Annotated in this window: 13 protein-coding genes; 10 read left to right on the forward strand and 3 right to left on the reverse strand. The window is 37.2% G+C overall.

Going from position 1 to position 20030, the window contains the following annotated elements; translation table 11 throughout:
• Positions 1–84 precede the first annotated feature (84 nt).
• On the forward strand, positions 85–372 hold the full coding sequence (locus C8P67_RS05255; RefSeq protein WP_115811129.1) for an ArsR/SmtB family transcription factor: 288 nt from the start codon (positions 85–87) through the stop codon (positions 370–372).
• 70 nt (positions 373–442) lie between these two features.
• Positions 443–1192, forward strand: coding sequence for an SDR family oxidoreductase (locus C8P67_RS05260; protein WP_115811131.1), 750 nt, complete (start codon positions 443–445; stop codon positions 1190–1192).
• Positions 1193–1372: 180 nt separating this feature from the next.
• Here C8P67_RS05260 and metE read toward each other — a convergent pair whose 3' ends face one another.
• Positions 1373–3697: a 5-methyltetrahydropteroyltriglutamate--homocysteine S-methyltransferase gene (metE, locus tag C8P67_RS05265; protein ID WP_115811133.1), complete on the reverse strand. Its 2325-nt coding sequence runs from the start codon at positions 3695–3697 to the stop codon at positions 1373–1375.
• Between the two features lie 155 nt (positions 3698–3852).
• On the opposite strand from metE, the gene C8P67_RS05270 reads away from it, so the two are divergent.
• The 3 genes from C8P67_RS05270 (at position 3853) to C8P67_RS05280 (ending at position 6478) form a co-directional block, all read left to right on the forward strand.
• Positions 3853–4314 (forward strand): Lrp/AsnC family transcriptional regulator, encoded by a 462-nt coding sequence (locus C8P67_RS05270; protein WP_115811135.1) that lies wholly within the window; start codon positions 3853–3855, stop codon positions 4312–4314.
• Between the two features lie 229 nt (positions 4315–4543).
• Positions 4544–5020, forward strand: a complete 477-nt coding sequence (locus tag C8P67_RS05275; protein ID WP_115811137.1) for an RDD family protein — start codon at positions 4544–4546, stop codon at positions 5018–5020.
• A gap of 120 nt (positions 5021–5140) precedes the next feature.
• The gene (locus tag C8P67_RS05280) at positions 5141–6478 is read left to right on the forward strand and encodes a deoxyguanosinetriphosphate triphosphohydrolase (RefSeq protein ID WP_115811139.1); all 1338 of its coding nucleotides are present in this window, start codon (positions 5141–5143) and stop codon (positions 6476–6478) included.
• A 66-nt stretch (positions 6479–6544) separates the two neighbouring features.
• Here C8P67_RS05280 and C8P67_RS05285 read toward each other — a convergent pair whose 3' ends face one another.
• Complete coding sequence (locus C8P67_RS05285) at positions 6545–7558, reverse strand: DUF3078 domain-containing protein (protein WP_115811141.1); 1014 nt, start codon at positions 7556–7558, stop codon at positions 6545–6547.
• Positions 7559–7591: 33 nt separating this feature from the next.
• The gene (locus C8P67_RS05290) at positions 7592–9379 is read right to left on the reverse strand and encodes a 1-deoxy-D-xylulose-5-phosphate synthase (protein WP_115811143.1); all 1788 of its coding nucleotides are present in this window, start codon (positions 9377–9379) and stop codon (positions 7592–7594) included.
• 499 nt (positions 9380–9878) lie between these two features.
• Between C8P67_RS05290 and C8P67_RS05295 the strand changes: the two genes are divergently transcribed.
• From C8P67_RS05295 to pbpC, 5 genes are all read left to right on the forward strand, one after another.
• On the forward strand, positions 9879–10589 hold the full coding sequence (locus C8P67_RS05295) for an endonuclease/exonuclease/phosphatase family protein (RefSeq protein ID WP_115811145.1): 711 nt from the start codon (positions 9879–9881) through the stop codon (positions 10587–10589).
• Positions 10590–10705: 116 nt separating this feature from the next.
• Positions 10706–10906 carry a hypothetical protein gene (locus tag C8P67_RS05300; protein WP_115811147.1) on the forward strand — a complete coding sequence of 67 codons (201 nt, stop codon included), beginning with the start codon at positions 10706–10708 and terminating at the stop codon, positions 10904–10906.
• A 13-nt stretch (positions 10907–10919) separates the two neighbouring features.
• Positions 10920–11363 (forward strand): nucleoside deaminase, encoded by a 444-nt coding sequence (locus C8P67_RS05305; protein ID WP_115811149.1) that lies wholly within the window; start codon positions 10920–10922, stop codon positions 11361–11363.
• Positions 11364–11691: 328 nt separating this feature from the next.
• Entirely contained in the window at positions 11692–17364 is a 5673-nt protein-coding gene (locus C8P67_RS05310) for an alpha-2-macroglobulin family protein (RefSeq protein ID WP_115811151.1), read from the forward strand.
• A gap of 288 nt (positions 17365–17652) precedes the next feature.
• Entirely contained in the window at positions 17653–20028 is a 2376-nt protein-coding gene (gene pbpC / locus C8P67_RS05315) for a penicillin-binding protein 1C (protein ID WP_115811928.1), read from the forward strand.
• Positions 20029–20030 lie beyond the last annotated feature (2 nt).

Consider the following 20030-nt stretch of genomic DNA (forward strand, 5'->3'; position numbering starts at 1 on the left):
ATTATCTGAATGTAAGCCGATGCAAATTTAAATTAAATATCGAAATATTTCGATGTATTAAAAATATATTTTTATCTTTGCTTCATGATTACTGAATTAAACATAAAACAAATCGAAAAAATCTCAAAAGCTTTGGGCGATCCCTATCGTTTGAAGATTATGAAGATTGTGAGCAACAACGCGACCTGTACGCAGTGCTGTGATGTTTCGGCTGAGTTTAATCTGGCACAGTCTACAATGTCGCATCATATAAAACAGCTTATAGATGCCGATTTATTAATTGCTGACAAAGAAGGGCGCAACCTGAAATTTGTTGTAAACAAAGAAGTTTGTACTGCGTATGCGGATTATATCAACAGTTTAGTGCTTTAGCTTTTTTTTAATCAAAAACATCGAAATATTTAGATATTTAAATACTTAAAATAATCAAACTATAAATAAAATGAAAAAATTAGACAAAAAAGTAGCCGTAATCACAGGCGGTAACAGCGGAATAGGTTTGGCAACAGCAAAATTATTTGCAGAACAAGGGGCAAAAGTGGCGATAACAGGCCGTAATAAAAAAACAATTGACGAAGCAGTTTTCGAAATTGGGAATGCTTCAATTGGTTTGGTAAGCGATGTTTCGGATATTAATAATATTGACACCACTTACGGAACTGTAAAAGATACTTTTGGGAAAATTGATGTATTGGTAGTTAATGCAGGCGTATTTATAGCAGCGCCATTAGCAGATTATACCGAAGAAATGTTTGACCAGACCAGTGATATTAACTTCAAAGGGGTTTTCTTCACGATTCAGAAGTCTCTACCGCATTTAAATGATGGTGCATCAATTATCATCACGGCATCTACTGTGGCTCACAAAGGATTTGCTACAACAGCAGCTTATTCTGCATCGAAAGCAGCGGTTCGTTCATTGGCACGAACTTTATCTGCTGAATTATTGGATAGAAATATTCGTGTGAATGTACTTTCGCCTGGGCCTATCGATACACCGATATTTCAAAGAGAAGGCGCTTCAGAAGAAGAGGCTAATCAGACCAAAGCTTATTTTGCTTCTACAATACCTGCCAAACGTGTAGGAACATCAGAGGAAATGGCCGAAGGATTTCTTTATTTGGCTTCGGATGATTCTAAGTTTATGATAGGGGGCGAGTTGTTGTTGGATGGAGGAGCAGCGACACTATAATTATTTTTTCGCCACAGATCACACAGATTTTATTACCTTTTTTAAAAAAAATCTGTGTAAATCTTTTTAATCTGTGGCTGATTCTATCTGTTTGCATTAATTACGGATAGTCATAATTAAAAGAAAGAAGAAGCCCTAGCTGAAATAAATCGGCTAGGGCTTTTTTTATAAAAAAAATATTTAAACAAGAGCAGTGTTTTCTACAGCCACACGCATTTTCTTAGCTGCATTCACCATTTCGATCAAAGCTTTTTTGGTTTCGTCCCAATGGCGTGTTTTTAAACCACAATCAGGATTTACCCATAATTGATCCGCAGGAATAACCGAAGATGCTTTTTTCAACAGATGAACCATTTCTTCATTTGAAGGAACACGAGGTGAGTGAATGTCATACACTCCGGGGCCAATTTCGTTAGGATATTTAAAATCAGCAAAAGCATCTAGTAATTCCATTTGCGAACGAGAGCATTCGATCGTAATTACATCAGCATCCATATCGGCAATGTTTTGAATAATGTCGTTGAATTCGCTATAACACATGTGCGTGTGAATCTGTGTGTCATCAGCAACACCGCTGGCTGAAATTCGGAATGCTTTTATCGCCCAATCCAAATAGTTTGCCCAATCTTCTTTACGCAAAGGCAGTCCCTCACGAATCGCTGGTTCGTCAATTTGGATGATTTTGATTCCTGCTTTTTCCAAATCCACCACTTCATCACGAATCGCCAAAGCAATCTGCGTGCAGGTCTCGGAACGTGGCTGATCGTTACGTACAAATGACCATTGCAGAATAGTTACAGGACCAGTAAGCATTCCTTTTACCCATTTTGGCGTAAGCGATTGTGCAAATTCTGCCCATTTTACAGTCATTGGAGTTGGACGCGAAACATCACCGTAAATAACTGGAGGTTTTACACAACGGCTTCCGTAACTCTGCACCCAGCCATTTTTGGTAAACGTAAATCCGTCCAGTTGTTCACCAAAATATTCCACCATATCATTACGTTCAAATTCTCCGTGAACCAAAACATCGATTCCTGATTCTTCCTGAAAACGAATAGTTTCTTCTGTTTCTTTTTGAAGCAAATCATCGTATTGCTGTTGTGTTAATTCCCCTTTTTTGAATTTGGCTCTCCAGCTTCTTACTTCGGCAGTCTGCGGAAAAGAACCGATAGTTGTCGTTGGAAACAAAGGAAGTTTTAAAGCCTCAGCCTGACTTTTTCTTCTTACTGCAAAAGTATTTTGTCTTTGATCATCTCCTTTTTCAATGCTTGCTACACGATTTTTAACTCCTTCATTGTGAATTAATGCAGATGATTTACGATTTTCATTTGCCAAAGTATTTTCTGCAAATTTCAATGAATTAGTACGGTCAGTTTCATTTGTTGCAAATTGTTTTAATAAGCTTATCTCCTGAATTTTTTGTTTGGCAAAAGCCAGCCATTGCTTGATTTCGGGAGTTAAAGTTTCGTCATTCGTTTCCAAATCCAAATCACATGGTGAGTGAATCAAAGAGCAGGAAGAAGCAATCAAAATTCGGTTTTCGCCCAAAGCTGTAATCGCTTTTTCGATTAAAACTAATGATTTTTTGAAATCATTTTTCCAGATATTTCTTCCATCAACAACTCCAAGAGAAAGATTTACATTGTCAGCCAGTTTTCCCGATTCTAAAATGTCATCCAGCTGTAATGGACAACGCACTAAATCCAAGTGAAAAGTATCCACAGGCAAAGCCAAAGCTGTTTCCAAATTTTCTCCAAAACAATCAAAATAATTTGCCAAAACAACCTTTAGATTTGGAAAGTTTTTGTTGATTTCATTGTAAACATAAGTAATCGCATCACGTTCTTTATCGGTCAGGTTTAACGCTAGGAATGGTTCGTCCAGTTGAATATAACTTGCTCCTTCAGCTTCTAATTTGCTTAAAATTTCAAAATACACTGGAAGTAAATTGTAAATCAGGTCAATTCTATGAAAATCGTCGCCTTTTTCTTTTCCAAGCAATAAGTAAGAAACTGGTCCAATCAGAACAGGTTTTGTTCTAATTCCAAGATTTTTTGCTTCTATAAATTCGGCTATAACTTTGGTCGAAAACAATTCGAATTTTTGGTTTTTGGTAAATTCAGGAACAATATAATGGTAATTGGTATCAAACCATTTGGTCATTTCCATTGCCACCACATCTTGTCCGTTTTTTTGCGCTCCACGAGCCATCGCAAAATACAAATCAAGTGAATTATTTGTTCTGGAAAATTCTTGGTAACGCTCAGGGATTGCGCCAAGACTAAGTGTCAAATCCAGTACTTGGTCATAAAGTGAAAAATCATTGGACGGAATTAAATCAATGCCATTTTCGGCTTGTAATTTCCAGTTTTGCGTTCTAATTGCAGAACCTGTTGCTAATAGTTCTTCGGCAGTAATTTTCCCAGCCCAGTACAATTCATTCGCTTTTTTCAGTTCTCTGTTGCTCCCGATTCTTGGATAACCTAAATTATTTGTTTTCATTTTTATCAGTATTTATTACTGAACAAAGTTATTGTATTAGAAAATTAAACTTAAATTAGCTATATATTTTAGTGAAATGAAATCTATTAGTGTAATTTTTCAGTAATTATTTTTAAATGCAACTATAAATTCGAACTTTAACCGTAAAAATAACTATGGATAATATTGACAGTATCGATTTACAAATCCTAAAACACCTGCAGGAGAACTCCAATATCAATATAAAAGAGCTGGCCGGTAAATTATTTCTCACCGTAACGCCCGTTTATGAACGCATCAAAAGGCTCGAACGCGATGGTTACATCATGAAATATGTCGCATTATTGGACAAGAAAAAACTAAATCTCGGAATGACCGTTTTTTGCAATGTCCGGCTCAAGGAACACGCCAAAAACGTAGGAAGCAATTTTGTAAAAGACATCGTCGCACTTCCCGAAATCATCGAATGCTACAACATTGCCGGCGATTACGACTTTATGCTGAAAATCCTTGTCGAAGACATGTCCAGCTATCAGGATTTTGTAATGAACAAACTTTCCACTATCGAGAATATTGGGAATACCCAAAGCGTTTTTGTAATGGGAGAAATCAAACACAGTACGGCATTGGCGATTTGATTAATTATTTGGGCGTGACCACATTGAGCAAAGGGGCTTACTTATGGTGACGCGTATACAGCCCCTTCGCTCAATGCGGTCGGGCTATCCATGCTACTTCGGTAGCTTATTCCTATCCCTCACGCGGGCAACAGCGATAGTAAAACATCATCGTTTTAACAATAGCTATTGACTTCAGTTGCGGGAACAAAATAAAATGTATTTTTGGATTGTTTAAAATCTGAAATTAATGCAAAACGAAGAGTTTAGAATTCAAAAATTTTTACTGGCATCAAAACAAAAACGAGTTTTAAATTGGATCATTGACAGTTTAATAAAGTTAATTATTTTAAGATTAGTGGTCAGTTCTTTGAATTCTTCTGTGATTTCAAACAAAATAAATTCTTTTGACATGATTGAAAGATATTTGTTTTGGAGTATTATTAGTTTTGTTTATTATGGAGTTACAGAAGTTTTTCTTTCTCGTTCGTTAGCAAAATTTTTAACCAAAACGATAGTTGTAATGGAAAATGGATCAAAACCCAGCACAATCACAATCTTGACCAGAACGATACTGCGTATATTACCTTTTGAAGCATTAACTTTTTTAAGAGGACGTGCTTTAGGTTTACACGATGAAAATTCTGGAACTTTTGTTGTCATAAAATCTAAACTGGAACAGCAAAAGAATGAACATCTAGCACTCTTATCTTTAGAAAAATCTTAAAATAAATGTATTTTTGGTTTTTTAAATCTGACCCGAGCGAAAGCGAATGGGCATAGCAAATCAAAAATCGTTACACGAGCGATAGCGAACTGGCGAAGCAATCTAAAATCAAAAATCACAATGAACTGGGAGCAATTATTATCACTAAAAAGACAAGGAGATACAGGTAAAAGACTTAGAATCGAGCAGGACGAAACCCGTTTGGGCTTTGAAGTCGATTATGACCGAATCATATTCTCCTCCGCTTTTAGAAGTTTACAGGACAAAACACAAGTGATTCCACTCTCAAAAACCGATTTTGTGCATACTCGATTGACACACAGTCTGGAAGTTTCGGTAGTTGGGCGTTCATTAGGAAGATTGGTTGGGAAAAAAATCATCGAAAAATATCCATACTTACAAGAAGTTCACGGTTACCAGATGAATGATTTTGGGGCTATTGTTGCGGCCGCCTCTTTGGCACACGATATAGGAAATCCGCCTTTTGGACATTCGGGAGAAAAAGCCATTGGTGAATATTTTTCGATTGGAAAAGGATTAAAATATAAAGAACAATTGTCTGCCAAGGAATGGCAGGATTTAATAGATTTTGAAGGTAATGCCAATGGATTTTCTGTTTTAAACAGTTCGCGTCCCGGCGTTGATGGCGGCATCAGACTTTCGTATGCAACTCTTGGCGCTTTTATGAAATACCCAAAAGAAAGCTTGCCAAAAAAACCAACAAAAAATATAGCTGATAAAAAATATGGTTTTTTTCAAACCGATAAGTCATTCTTTCAAGAAGTCGCTTCCGAAATGGGAATGATTGCCAATAAAACAGGAGATGATATCGGTTTTGAAAGACATCCGCTTGCTTATCTTGTTGAAGCTGCCGACGATATTTGCTATACAATAATTGATTTTGAAGACGGTATTAATTTAGGTTTAGTTTCTGAGGATTTTGCTTTAGAATATTTAATCAAATTGGTAAAAGACAGTATCGATACTTTAAAGTACAAAACATTAGAAACCAAAGAAGACCGAATCAGTTATCTGCGCGCTTTGGCAATCGGGAGTTTAATTAATGATGCCGTAAAAGTTTTTATCGAAAATGAAGAAGCTATCATGAAAGGAGAATTTCCTTTTGCTTTGACAGATAAAAGTAAATACAAAGCCCAGATGGATGACATTATCAAGATCAGTGTAAAGAATATTTATCAAAGCCGCGAAGTGGTAGAAAAAGAGATTGTTGGGTACCAGATTATTCAAACGCTGTTGGATAAATTCGTAACCGCTTTCAATAATAAATACGAAGGAAAAACGTCAAATTATGACAATCTTATTTTGAAAATGCTGCCTGAAAAACATCATTTGGAAAAAGAAAATCTATATGAAAGACTGCTTCACATCTGCCATTTCGTTTCAATGCTGACCGATGGAAATGCTTTGTTATTTTACCGAACAATTAATGCTTATTAGATTTCTTGTAAAGTTCTAATATAAAAGAAAAGAGAGTCAAATACTGACTCTCTTTTCTTTTATATTTTAAAATGCATATTCAACTCCAATTCCAAGGACTTGTTTTAATTGTACTTTAGGACCTTCGTTGATTTTGACTCCATTTTCTTCTTTGATGACATCAATATCTTCATCATAAACTAAATTGAAGCCAACATTTGCCTTCACATATTGATTTACTGTTAAATAGGAGAAACATTGCCAGTCGACATCAATATTGCCAAAATTATGCAGGTAATCCGTATATAAGGTTAAACGGTTTTTTAAAATGATATTGTTGAATATTTCTTTTTCAAGATACGAAGTCATTAAAATACCAAGTTCTGTTTTTGCTTTTTTACCTTCAGTAATTAAATTTCCATCGGCATCGTACACTGCTTTTTTAACACCATATGCTCCGGTATTAGCTAATTTTTGATCTAAAACTAAAGTGCTTTTTAAGGTTAATGGAGATAAATACAGGTTGAAATTTACTGGTTTATAAATATATTCTGATCCGATCCCCAGAAAGGTGTACGCAGGAGCAAACGGGCGGGAAATTGGATTCTCCGTGTCAGGATAGTTGTATCCGTTAGTGAATTGTGTATTAAAGTTAAATTTAGCAGAATGATACCAATTTGAGTTGGGACTGGTTCGAAGGCCATAAGTAGAGTTGACTTTGAAAGCGTCATCCGTTTTTCGAAGTTCAATACCTTCTTGTTTGTTCATGCCGTATCTAAAAAAAAGTTCATTTGACCAAACTTGATAATCGTCTTTGTAGTCATATTTTAAATCACCTCTAACAAGCCCTGTAATTGCGCTTGTTCCCCCAGCGCTCCAATTTACAAATGCAATTTCTGAAATATCAACTCCTACAACATTTTTGTGTTTCCAGTTGGAAATTGTATCTGGCTTAACAGTTATAATAACGTTTGTTTGTGAATCGTTAATTTTTTGGGTAGTAATAGTGTCAGCAATACTTGTGATTATCCTAACTTGCGAGAAACAGCAAAGAGAAAATAAGAAGAATAGGATTGCAAAATATTTGGTTACGAAAGTCATAATAGAGTTATGGTATTTAAGAGCGCAAAATAATCAATTTGAATAACTTGAGAAAATCATTTCCAGATTATCAACGGAAATTCCGCAATTTTGTTGCAGCTCATCAATAGATCCTTGTTCAATGAATTGGTCTGGAATTCCTAACAGCTGTATTTTAGAACTATAGTGATAAGTAGCAGCAAATTCCAAAACCGCACTTCCAAAGCCGCCTTTTATGGTTCCATCTTCAATGGTTATGATACTTTCGAATTGATCAAAAATTGTATGCAGTTCGTTTTCATCCAATGGTTTGATAAAGGCAAAATCATAATGAGCAAAATTTTCCGGTTGCTTTATTTTGGCTAGAGCCAAAGTAACGTTGTTGCCAATTGCGCCTGAAGATAATATGGCTGTTTTTGAACCATTTTTTAAGCATTTTGCTTTACCGATTTCAATGGCTTCGTATTTTCCGAAATGCAAATTCTTCCAGTCATTGATAACACCTCTTCCTCTTGGATAACGAATGGCAATAGGATGTTCCAATCCTAATTGTGCAGTATATAAAATGTTTTGCAGTTCAATTTCGTTTAAAGGAGCATGAATAATCATGTTGGGAATACAACGCAGATAAGCCAAGTCGAAAACACCATGATGGGTAGCTCCGTCTTCACCAACCAAACCAGCTCTGTCAAGGCAAAAAATAACAGGCAAGTTCTGTAAAGCCACATCATGTATCACCTGATCGTAGGCGCGTTGTAAGAAAGTCGAATAAATATTGCAATACACAATCATTCCCTGAGCTGCCATTCCTGCAGAAAGTGTTACAGCATGCTGTTCGGCAATTCCGACATCAAATGCACGTTTTGGAAAAGCGTCCATCATAAATTTTAACGAACTTCCCGAAGGCATAGCAGGAGTGATTCCAACAATTTTTTCGTTCTTTTTGGCTAAATCCAAAATGGTCAAGCCGAAAACATCCTGATATTTTGGAGGTAAATGCTCTTCTGATTTTGGGATAATTTCGCCTGTTGTGGCGTCAAATTTTCCTGGAGCATGATATTTTACCTGATTTTCTTCGGCCTGCTGAAGTCCTTTGCCTTTGGTAGTAATTAAATGTAGAAATTTTGGGCCTTTTATTTTTTTTAGGCGTTTCAATTCTTTAATTACCGCAAAAATATCATTACCGTCAATTGGTCCCGAATAATTGAAATTCAGTGACCGAATCATATTGTTCTGTTTCGGGTTTTTTCCCTCTTTTACTGAAGTGAGATATTTTTTAAGCGCGCCAACGCTTGGGTCTATTCCAATGGCGTTATCATTAAGGATGACTAACAAATTAGCATCAGTAACTCCGGCGTGATTCAGCCCTTCAAAAGCCATTCCGGAGGCAATCGAAGCATCTCCGATAACCGCTATATGCTGTTTTTCGAAATCGCCTTTCAAATTCGAAGCAATCGCCATTCCCAAAACAGCCGAAATGGAAGTAGAAGAATGACCTACGCCAAAAGTGTCATAAATGCTTTCACTTCTTCGCGGAAAACCGGAAATGCCATTTAGTTGGCGATTCGTGTGGAAAATGGTTCTTCTTTCGGTTAAAATTTTATGTCCGTAGGCTTGGTGGCCTACATCCCAAACCAATAAATCTTCGGGTGTGTTGAAGACATAGTGCAAAGCAATCGTGAGTTCGACCACACCTAGACTAGCACCAAGATGACCTTCCTTTGTGGCAACAATATTAATGATGAAATCCCGTAATTCCTGAGCCAATTGTGGAAGTTGCGCCTCATCAAGCTGGCGTAAGTCTATTGGATTATGGATCTGTTCGAGTAAGTTGCTTTTCATTATGGTATAAAAAGCGAATTTACGGTTTTAAATTTAAATCTGTTTTTTAAAGTTTTAGCCAAAGATCTTCACTTTTAAAAAAATTAACCACGGATGTAACGGATAAAACGGATTTTACACAGATTTAATCTATAAGCCAAGTAAAAAAATCCGCGAGAATCTGTTTTATCCGTTACATCCGTGGTTAAATAACCTTGTTGTTTTCGATTATATAAAAATAAGTATTAGTGAATTTGTAGCTGAAAAAAAATGAGGCAAATAATTTTGCTAATCGCCTCAAAAAAGGGCATTATTTGAGGCGAATAGTCATGAAATGTATGTTTTTGTATGTTTTGGGTATTCTCCATTTTCTTTCGTTTTTTATATATTTACATTCAATCAATTGGTTTAAAATAGAGTATTAAAAAATCGAAATTTCCGATTTTTCTAAAGTCGAATGCATACAAATGCAGACAGTAATTTAAAGCTATTGAAAAGGATTAAATAATAATCTCCGAAAATGAAATTAATTACTTGGAATTGTAATATGGCTTTTCGTAAAAAAGCGGAATTTATCTTAAAAGAACAGCCTGATATTTTGATTGTTCCAGAATGTGAACACCCTGATAAATTGATTTTTAAAAATACAATTGCTCAACCGACAAATCAATTGTGGTTTGGACAAAATCATAATAAGGGACTTGGAATATTCTCTTATTCAGATTTTAAAATTGAACTTTTAAGTATTCATAATGCTGAGTTTAAATATGTGTTACCCTTATTAGTAAGCAACAACAAATTCAAAGTAATAATTTTTGCAATTTGGGCGCAGAAGCCAGAAAAGCATGACTGCTATACAGAGCAAGTTTGGAATGCTATCCATTTTTATAGTGATTTATTAGATAATGAAAATGTTATTCTCGCTGGTGATTTTAACAGTAATTCAATTTGGGATAAGCCAAACAGAATTTATAATCATACGAATCTTGTTGGCATTTTAAAAAATAAAAATATTTTTAGTACTTACCATACTTTCCACAATCAAGAGCAAGGAAAAGAAACAACTCCGACTTTATTTATGCATAGAAAATTAGAAAGGCCATATCATATTGACTTTTGTTTTGCATCAAAAAATCTTATCGACAAAATGAAAAGTGTGGAAATTGGAAAATACGAGAATTGGACTAAACATAGTGACCATAAACCTTTAACTGTGACATTTGAAATATGATTTCAAAAAATGGCAATTGTGTAAAAAACTAATAACTCTTGACTGAATCACAAAAAAATTATAGAACACATTTTCACCGAAGAATATTTATAACTTTGGAGTAAAATCAGCACAGTATGAATGTAGAAGTACAACTTAGAAATATTGTACATAATAATGATATTTATATCTATTCGACAGAAGGAAAACCATTAACAGTTAAGGAATATAAAAATCATTTGAATGATATTATGAAGCTTTCAGATGCTGGAGAAGTTGGCTATACAACTGAACAAGCCAGAAAAAAGATTTTACATCCTAAAAATTTCAAATTATAGTTTTTTAAAATACATGATAAACATTTTCACCGACGAATACTTTATGAAGAAAGCTTTGCAGGAAGCCGAAATGGCTTTTGAGAAAGGCGAAATTCCTGTGGGTGCCGTTGTGGTGGTCAATAATATCGTGATTGCCCGAAGTCATAATTTAACCGAATTGCTCAATGATGTTACTGCCCACGCCGAAATGCAGGCTATTACTGCGTCGGCGAATTATCTTGGGGGGAAATACCTGAAAGACTGCACGCTTTACGTTACGGTGGAACCCTGCCAAATGTGTGCTGGCGCTTTGTATTGGAGTCAAATTACCAAAGTTGTTTATGGCGCTACTGATGAACACCGTGGTTATGTGAAAATGGGAACTAAACTACATCCCAAAACCGTTGTCGTTAGCGGAGTTATGGCCGATGAAGCTTCGGAATTGATGAAACGTTTTTTTGCTGAGAGAAGAAAGTAAACTTTTAGCAAAACGAGATTATAGATTTTCTTGCTAAGCTTTTTCTAAGTATAATTCTCGCAAAGACGCGAAGACGCAAAGAAATCCCATTATGACTTTGCGTCTTCGCTTCTTTGCGAGAAAAACCAAGGTTTAGTATGTTTATATTATGCATGATGCAGTAAAATTATCTTAAAAAAACACCTCCAAAAAATAATTCCCCTCCAAAGAATTTTCTTCTTAAAATTATATACATTTACTACAATATTGTATCGGTTTTGCAGTTATGATTTTTAACTGTGAATCTTTGTCATTGTCTTAGTTCGTAACCCATTAACTCTAAATAAAAGTGAAAACAAAAGGATTAATTTACGTGATTTGTGTGTTTTTTTTGTTTCAGGCGTGTGGCCGAAAATCTGCCTCCGATTTTAATTCCGATTTTTCATTATTTAAAGAGTATATAGTCAGTTTTACGGGGGGAATCGTCTCGGCGCAATCAGATATTCGTGTGGTTTTGGCTTTCGATAACAATTGGAAAGTCAATCAGGTTTTGGATGATGATTTGATCGATATTTCTCCTAATGTCCACGGAAAAGTAGTGGCACTTTCGAACAATACCATTGCTTTTATTCCCGAAAAAAAGCTGGAATCGGGCACTGAATATCAGGTGACTCTGCATTTGGATAAACTGAATTCAAAGGTAGCCGAAAAGAACAAGGAACTTTCCAATTTCAATTTCACGGTAAAAACCATCAAGCAGGACTTTATTGTAAATACGCTCGACGTTCAGTCGTACAGCAAGGAATACCAATATCTGAATTGTGTGCTGAAAACTGCCGACAATATGGATTTTGAAACCGCCAAAAAGTTGGTGGAAGCCGAGTATAACGGCAATGATTTGAAAATTATTTTCGAAAAATCGAATGCTGTTGGGAAAGAGTTTAAATTCAGAATTGACAGTATTCAGAGAGTGGATTCTGCAAGTAATCTCGAGATAAAATACGACGGAAGCGATTATGATATGGACCAAAAAGGGACGATTGATTTTCCGATTACGGCTCTGAATGAGTTCAAAGTTATCAAAACCGAATTGCAGGAGGGAAATAATCAAATGTTGTCGATTAATTTTTCGGAACCTTTGGAGAAAGGGCAGGATTTTAAAGGTTTGGTGGCGATTCAAAATACTAATAATTTGAAGTTTTCGACACAGGGAAATGTCTTGAAAGTTTATTTTAATAATGAAAAAGCGGTTGAAAAACCAGTTGAAGTTGTACCTGAAGTTATTGAAACTACTGTGGTTGTTGATAGTGCAGCGGTTGTGGTTGATTCAGCTTCGGTTGCAGAACCTGAAGAAGAGGAGGTGGTTGAGGTTGTAGAACCTGAGCCAGTTGCTGTCTTTTCGCAAAAACTCACCGGAGAATTATTGTTGGAAGTCTTTCAGGGAATTGAAAGTGAATACGGTAAAAAACTGAATGAGAATTACTCCGATAAAATTTCATTTGACGAAATAAAACCTAGTGTTCGTTTCATCAAAAACGGAACGATTCTGCCAAGTTCGAGTAATTTAAAACTCAATTTTGAAGCCGTAAATCTTCGAGCTGTCGATGTAAAAGTGTTTAAAATTTATAAAAATAATATTCTTCAATTTTTACAGGATAATGAATTGAATGGCACAAGAAATCTAAAAAGAGTAGGTCAGCCTGTTGCCAAAACAACGCTCAATCTTAACGAGGGGAATTTAGTAAATCTAAGTAAATGGAACACTTTTGCTTTGGATTTATCCAAAATCATAACGCCGGAACCTGGAGCGATTTACAGAGTGGAGTTCGCTTATAAAAAAGCGTATTCGTTATATAAATGTCAAAATTCGGAAGCTGATGACGGTGAAAATGAAGAGGAAGAAGTCGATGAAAAGGATGTGAATTACAGTCAAAATGCCTACGACGAATATTATTACGACGATTATGACTGGAGGGAAAGCCAGGATCCCTGTACGGATTCCTATTATTACAATGCCAAGATCGGAACTAATATTTTGGCTTCGGATGTTGGGGTAATTGCCAAAAGAGGAGAAAATAAATCCTATCTATTCGCGGTAAGCAACATTATTACGACCGAACCGATTGCGAATGCCAGAGTGGATTTGTACAGTTTTCAGCAACAAAAATTAGCAACTTTGGCGACAAGTAGTGAGGGAATTGCGAGCTTTCAGTTGGATACTTTTGCCTATTTTGCGATTGTGACTTATGGAATGCAATCCACTTACGTGCGATTGGACGATGGAAATTCATTGTCGGTGAGTAATTTTAATGTTTCGGGTGAGACTTTGCAAAAAGGTCTCAAAGGTTTTATTTATGGGGAACGAGGGGTTTGGCGACCTGGCGATAATTTGTATTTGTCTTTTATTTTGAACGATGCCTCGAATAAATTGCCGTTGGGACATCCGATAAAATTCAGATTGAGCGATCCTAACGGGAAAGTTACCTATCAGACGGTTCAAAAAATCAATGAGTGGAATCATTATGCTTTTACCGTTCCCACAGAAGCGGATGCGCCTACGGGAAGTTGGGAAGCCATGGTTAGTGTCGGAGGTGCCAAATTTTACAAAAATATCAAAATCGAAACGATCAAACCGAATCGTTTGAAAATTAAAAATACGTTCAAAAGAGCGGTGCTTTCGTCTTCGTATCCAAACACAAGCAACCTCAAGGTGACTTGGCTTCACGGGGCTGTCGCCAAAAATTTGAATGTCGAAATACAGGCTAAATTTTCGCCACAAACAACGACTTTCAAAAACTATGAAAAGTATACATTTGATGATTTGGTGCGACAATTCAGTACCGAGGAAATTACTGTTTTCTCAGGAAAATTGGATGCCAACGGAAAAGCAAATACCGCAATAGATCCAAATATACAAGGAGTGGCGCCTGGAATGCTTAAGGCTTTGTTCATCACAAAAGTGTATGAGGAAGGCGGTGATTTCAGCACCGATGTTATTGCGACAACTTATTCTCCGTTCAGCACTTATGTTGGGATTAAGTCACCTGAACTCAGTAAATATGGAATGCTGGAAACCCGTAAAGTGAACCAATTTGATATCGTTACGGTAGATGAAAACGGACGCCCAAAGTCGGTTAAAAATCTGGAAGTAAAAATCTATAAAGTAGAATGGCGCTGGTGGTGGGATGCGTCGAGTGATAATTTATCCAATTATAATTCGGATAATGCCACGACTTCCTATAAAACTTTTAGAATAAATACCGATGCGAATGGAAAAGGAGCAGTGCGGTTTGCATTGACGGATGAAGAATGGGGACGTTATTTGATTCGGGTTTCGGATGAAGTTGGTGGGCACGCAACGGCTTTAACGGTAAATATCGATTGGCCAATGTGGTCTGGAAAAACTAAAAATACTGATGCTTCAACGGCCAATATGTTGGTTTTTTCTACTGATAAAGAAAAGTATGCTGTAGGCGAAAATGCTCAAATTTCGTTTCCATCAAGTGAAGGGGGACGTGCTTTTATTTCTATCGAAAATGGTTCGAAAGTAGTACAAACTCTTTGGGCAGAAACCAAAAAAGGTGAAACAAAAGTAACGATTCCAATTACCGCTTCGATGGCGCCGAATGTATATTTCAATATTACGCTGTTGCAACCGCACGCTTCAACCAAGAACGATTTGCCGATTCGTATGTACGGAATTGTACCGATTGAAGTGGTGGACAAAAACACGATACTTACGCCAAAATTAACGATGCCGGATGTATTGCGCCCCGAACAGTCATTTGCGCTAAAAGTGAGCGAACAATCCGGCAGGGAAATGACATATACGATTGCAATTGTAGATGAAGGATTATTGGATTTGACCCGTTTTAAAGCACCAAATGCATGGGACAGTTTTTATGTTCGCGAAGCTTTGGGCGTAAAAACCTGGGATATTTACGATGATGTGATCGGTGCGTATGGCGGAAAAGTGAATCAGGTTTTCAGCATTGGTGGTGATCAGGATTTAGGTGGCGGAAAAGCTAAAAAAGCAAACCGATTTAAACCAGTTGTGATTTTTATGGGGCCTTTTAAACTGGAAAAAGGTCAAACCAAAACCCATCAGATAAAATTGCCAAAATACATTGGTTCGGTAAAAACGATGATCGTGGCTGGCGATGCGACTACAAGTGCCTACGGAAGTGTCGAAAAAGCAACTCCTGTCCGCAGTCCGTTGATGGTTTTGGCTTCGTTGCCAAGAAAAATTTCTCCATCAGAAAAGGTGACGATTCCGGTTACTGTTTTTGCAATGGAAAAAAATATCAAAAATGTTACGGTTCAGATTAAAACGAATAACGGTCTGAAAGTAATTGGCAATGCCGTTCAAAATGTTGTATTTACTCAGCCTGACGAGAAAATGGCTTATTTCAATTTGGCTGTTGGTTCCGTTACAGGAATCGGAAAAGTGCAGATTGTGGCGACTTCGGGCAAAGAGAAATCAGTTTATGATGTGGAAATTGATATGACCAATCCGAATCCGGTGACTAATACGTTTACCGATGTGATTTTGGAACCGAACAGTTCGAAAACTATTTCGTGGAAAACATTCGGTGTTTCGGGAAGTAATAAGGCGAAATTGGAAATTTCATCAATGCCGACCATCAATTTGAATGGGCGTTTGCAGTATCTTATTCAGTATCCTCACGGTTGTGTGGAGCAGACTACATCGTCGGTTTTCCCACAGTTGTATCTGAATGACATCGTTGATTTGGATGCTTATCGCAAAGATTTGATTCAGAAAAATGTAACCGCAGGAATTACCCGTTTGGGAAGTTTTCAATTGTCGAATGGCGGAGTGGCGTATTGGCAGGGGAATACGGTCGCAGATGATTGGGGAACTTCATATGCCGGACATTTTATGATTGAAGCGGAGAAAAAAGGGTATTTTTTGCCGATTAATTTTAAATCAAAATGGCTTTCGTACCAACAAAAAGAAGCCAAGCAATGGCGTTTTATGCCAAGCTACGGAAATGATTTGGCGCAGGCCTATCGTTTATACACTTTGGCTTTGGCGGGATCACCTGATTTGGCTTCGATGAACAGATTGCGAGAGACGAAAGGGATTTCGAACGAAAGTAAATTGCGTTTGGCAGTGGCGTATGTGTTGGCAGGACAAAAATCGGCTGGTCAGACATTATTTTTGAACAGTACAATAGAAGATAATTCCAATTACAACTATTACTATTATGGTTCGGCCGACAGAAATCGGGCAATGGCATTGGAAACGATGTTGTTGCTTGGGCAAAAGGAAAAGTCATTTGCAATGGCGATAAAATTAGCAAAAGACATGTCCAGCGATCAATGGATGAGCACGCAGACCACGGCTTATTGCTTGTATGCAATGGCTAAATTTTCGATGAGCAATGGTGCCAAAGGAATTGATATTCAGTTTACCAAAGACGGAAAATCGCAAGCAGTTAAAACTATGAAAACCATAGCAGACAAGAGTTTGGCTGTCAAAATGGGTTCAAACAGTGTGACTCTAAAAAATAACAGAAAGAACAGATTGTTTGTTAGGGTGCTGAATACCGGAATTCTTCCTATTGGTCAGGAAAATGAAATACAGAGCAATGTTTCGGCTTCTATAGTTTTCAAAAACCGAAAAGGTGGTGTTATCAATGTATCTAAAATCAATCAGGGAACCGAGTTTGTGGCTGAGGTTACCGTTAGAAACCAAAAGAACGAACACGTTGAAAATGTAGCGTTGTCTCAGATTTTACCATCCGGTTTTGAAATTGTAAATACCCGTTTTACGGACTATGGTGACGCAACCAACAATGTTGCCGATTATATTGATATTCGTGATGATAGAACTAATTTCTATTTTGGCTTGAAAGCAGGTGAGGCAAAAACGTTTAGAATATTGCTGAATGCTTCTTATTTGGGAACGTATTATTTACCTGGACTGCAATGCGAGGCGATGTATGATAATACGTTTTTGGCAAGGACTAAAGGATTTTGGGTTCAGGTGGTGAAGTAGATAATGATATGGGCCACGGATGCCACGGATTAAACGGATTTTACACGGATTGAATTAAAAATAAATCTGCTGAATCTGCGAAATCTGCATGAAAAATATAGCACGCAGATTTTGCAGATTTACGCAGATAAAATATAGCTCGGATACAAAGGATTTTATGCAAATTGAAATAAAAATTTATAAAGTAAAAATCTGTGATAATCCGTTCCATCCGTGTCATCCGTGTCCAAAAAAACTTTGCGTACTTAGCGTATAACTTTGCGACCCTTGCGGTTAAACAAAAAAACTTTGAAAAATAAACTAATAGCGTTCTCACAACGCATCATCAATTGGATAAAAAGGAATAAAATAAAATCATCAATAGCATTTTTGCTGTTGGTGGTTTATTATTTTTCGTTGCGACGAACTTTGTTTCAGGAACCGTATTCCACGGTGATTGAAAGCAGGGAAGGTGAGTTGCTTGGCGCTAAAATTGCGCTTGACGGACAATGGCGGTTTCCCGCGCAAGACAGCGTTCCTAATAAATTCAAGAAATGCATTGTCTATTTTGAGGATGAGTATTTTTATAAACACCCTGGATTCAATCCTGTGGCGATGGTCAACGCATTTAAGCAAAATAGAAAAGCAGGCAAAGTCGTTCGTGGCGGAAGTACTTTGACGCAACAAGTAATCCGCTTATCTAGAAATGGAAAAGGGCGAACCTATTTCGAAAAATTAATCGAACTTATTCTCGCAACGAGATTAGAGTTGGGATATTCGAAAAATGGAATATTGGAATTATACGCTTCTCATGCTCCTTTTGGCGGAAATGTGGTGGGTCTCGAAATGGCTTCCTGGCGGTATTTTGGAGTGCAGTCACATCAATTGTCTTGGGCTGAAAGCGCAACATTGGCGGTTTTGCCGAATGCTCCAAGTTTAATTTACCCTGGTAAAAACCAAATTAAATTATTAAGTAAACGCAATAGGCTTTTGCTAAAATTAAATCAAGAAGGAATAATCGACAAGCAAACTTATGAACTTTCGATAGACGAACCGTTGCCACAAAAGCCGTATGATCTGCCTCAAATTGCACCTCATTTATTGCAACGTGTTGCCAGAAATCAGTCGGGAACAAGGGTTAAAACGACTATTGAAATTGGATTGCAGAACAGGGTCAACCAAATTGCGAAGTATTATTACAATCAATACAGACAAAATGAAGTCCATAATTTGGCCATTTTGGTTATTGACGTGTCCAATCGAAAAGTGCTGAGTTACGTGGGGAATTCGCCTACGGATGGTAACCACCAAAAAGATGTGGATATTATCGATGCGCCACGAAGTACGGGAAGTATTCTCAAACCGCTTTTGTACGGGGCTATGCTCGACGACGGGGAATTGTTGCCCAACACATTGGTGGCTGATATCCCGACACAGATTTCGGGTTATACACCACAAAATTTCAACCTGACATTTGACGGTGCGGTTCCGGCACATCGGGCATTGTCGCGTTCGCTGAATATTCCCGCCGTATTGATGTTGCAGGATTTTGGTGTGAATAAATTTTATGAAGAATTACAGCGTTTCAAATTAAGAGATATAAATAAACCTCCAGACCATTACGGTTTGTCGCTTATTTTGGGCGGAGCCGAAAGCAATTTATGGGATTTGTGCCGAACCTATGCGGGTTTGTCTTCAACCTTAAATTATTTCAATAAAAATCAAGGAAACTACCGAACCAATGAATTTGCAGAACTTAATTATGATGATGATTTTCAAATAGATTTTGGGGACGAAACCAAGCAAAAGAACATTTTGGGAGCGGGTTCGATTTGGCAGACCTATAATGCAATGGAACAGGTAAATCGTCCCGAGGGTGACGAGGCTTGGAAATTCTACGACAGTTCGCTCAAAATTGCTTGGAAAACTGGAACTAGTTTTGGTAACCGCGATGCGTGGGCGATAGGAACGAATGCAAAATATGTTGTGGGTGTGTGGGTAGGTAACGCAACAGGTGAGGGAAGGCCTACATTGACGGGAGTTACAAGTTCGGCTCCTATTTTGTTTGATGTCTTTAATTTGTTGCCAAGACAACGATGGTTTGATACGCCCTATAAAGATTTGGATGAAGTTGAGGTCTGTAACCTGAGTGGCTATATTGCCAAAGAAGGCTGTCCGACAATTAAACAATGGGTTTCCAAAAAAGGGAAGAATACTCCTGTTTGTCCCTACCATAAAACGGTGCATTTGGATAAAACACTGCAGTTTCAGGTTAACAGCAGTTGCGAAAGTGTTGATAAAATTGTGACCAAAAATTGGTTTGTTTTGCCTCCCGTGATGGCTTGGTATTACAAAAGTCAGCACATTGAGTATTTGCCGTTGCCTCCGTTCAGAAATGATTGTATGGGAACACAAACCGCTACAATGGATTTTATTTACCCAAAAACCAACAGCAAAATCTATTTGACCAAAAATTTCAACAGCGAAGTACAGCCCGTGATTTTAAAAGTGGCTCATTCGCAACGCGAAAGCAAATTGTTTTGGTATGTCGATAATGTTTTTAAAGGCACGACCAAAACCTTTCATGAAATGCCTATTTCGGCAACGACGGGATTTCATTACATTACTGTGGTCGATGAATTTGGAAACGAAATTCGAAGAAAAATTGAGATTGTGAAGGAATAATT

It is taken from the genome of Flavobacterium aquicola, from assembly GCF_003385115.1.
GTDB lineage: Bacteria > Bacteroidota > Bacteroidia > Flavobacteriales > Flavobacteriaceae > Flavobacterium > Flavobacterium aquicola.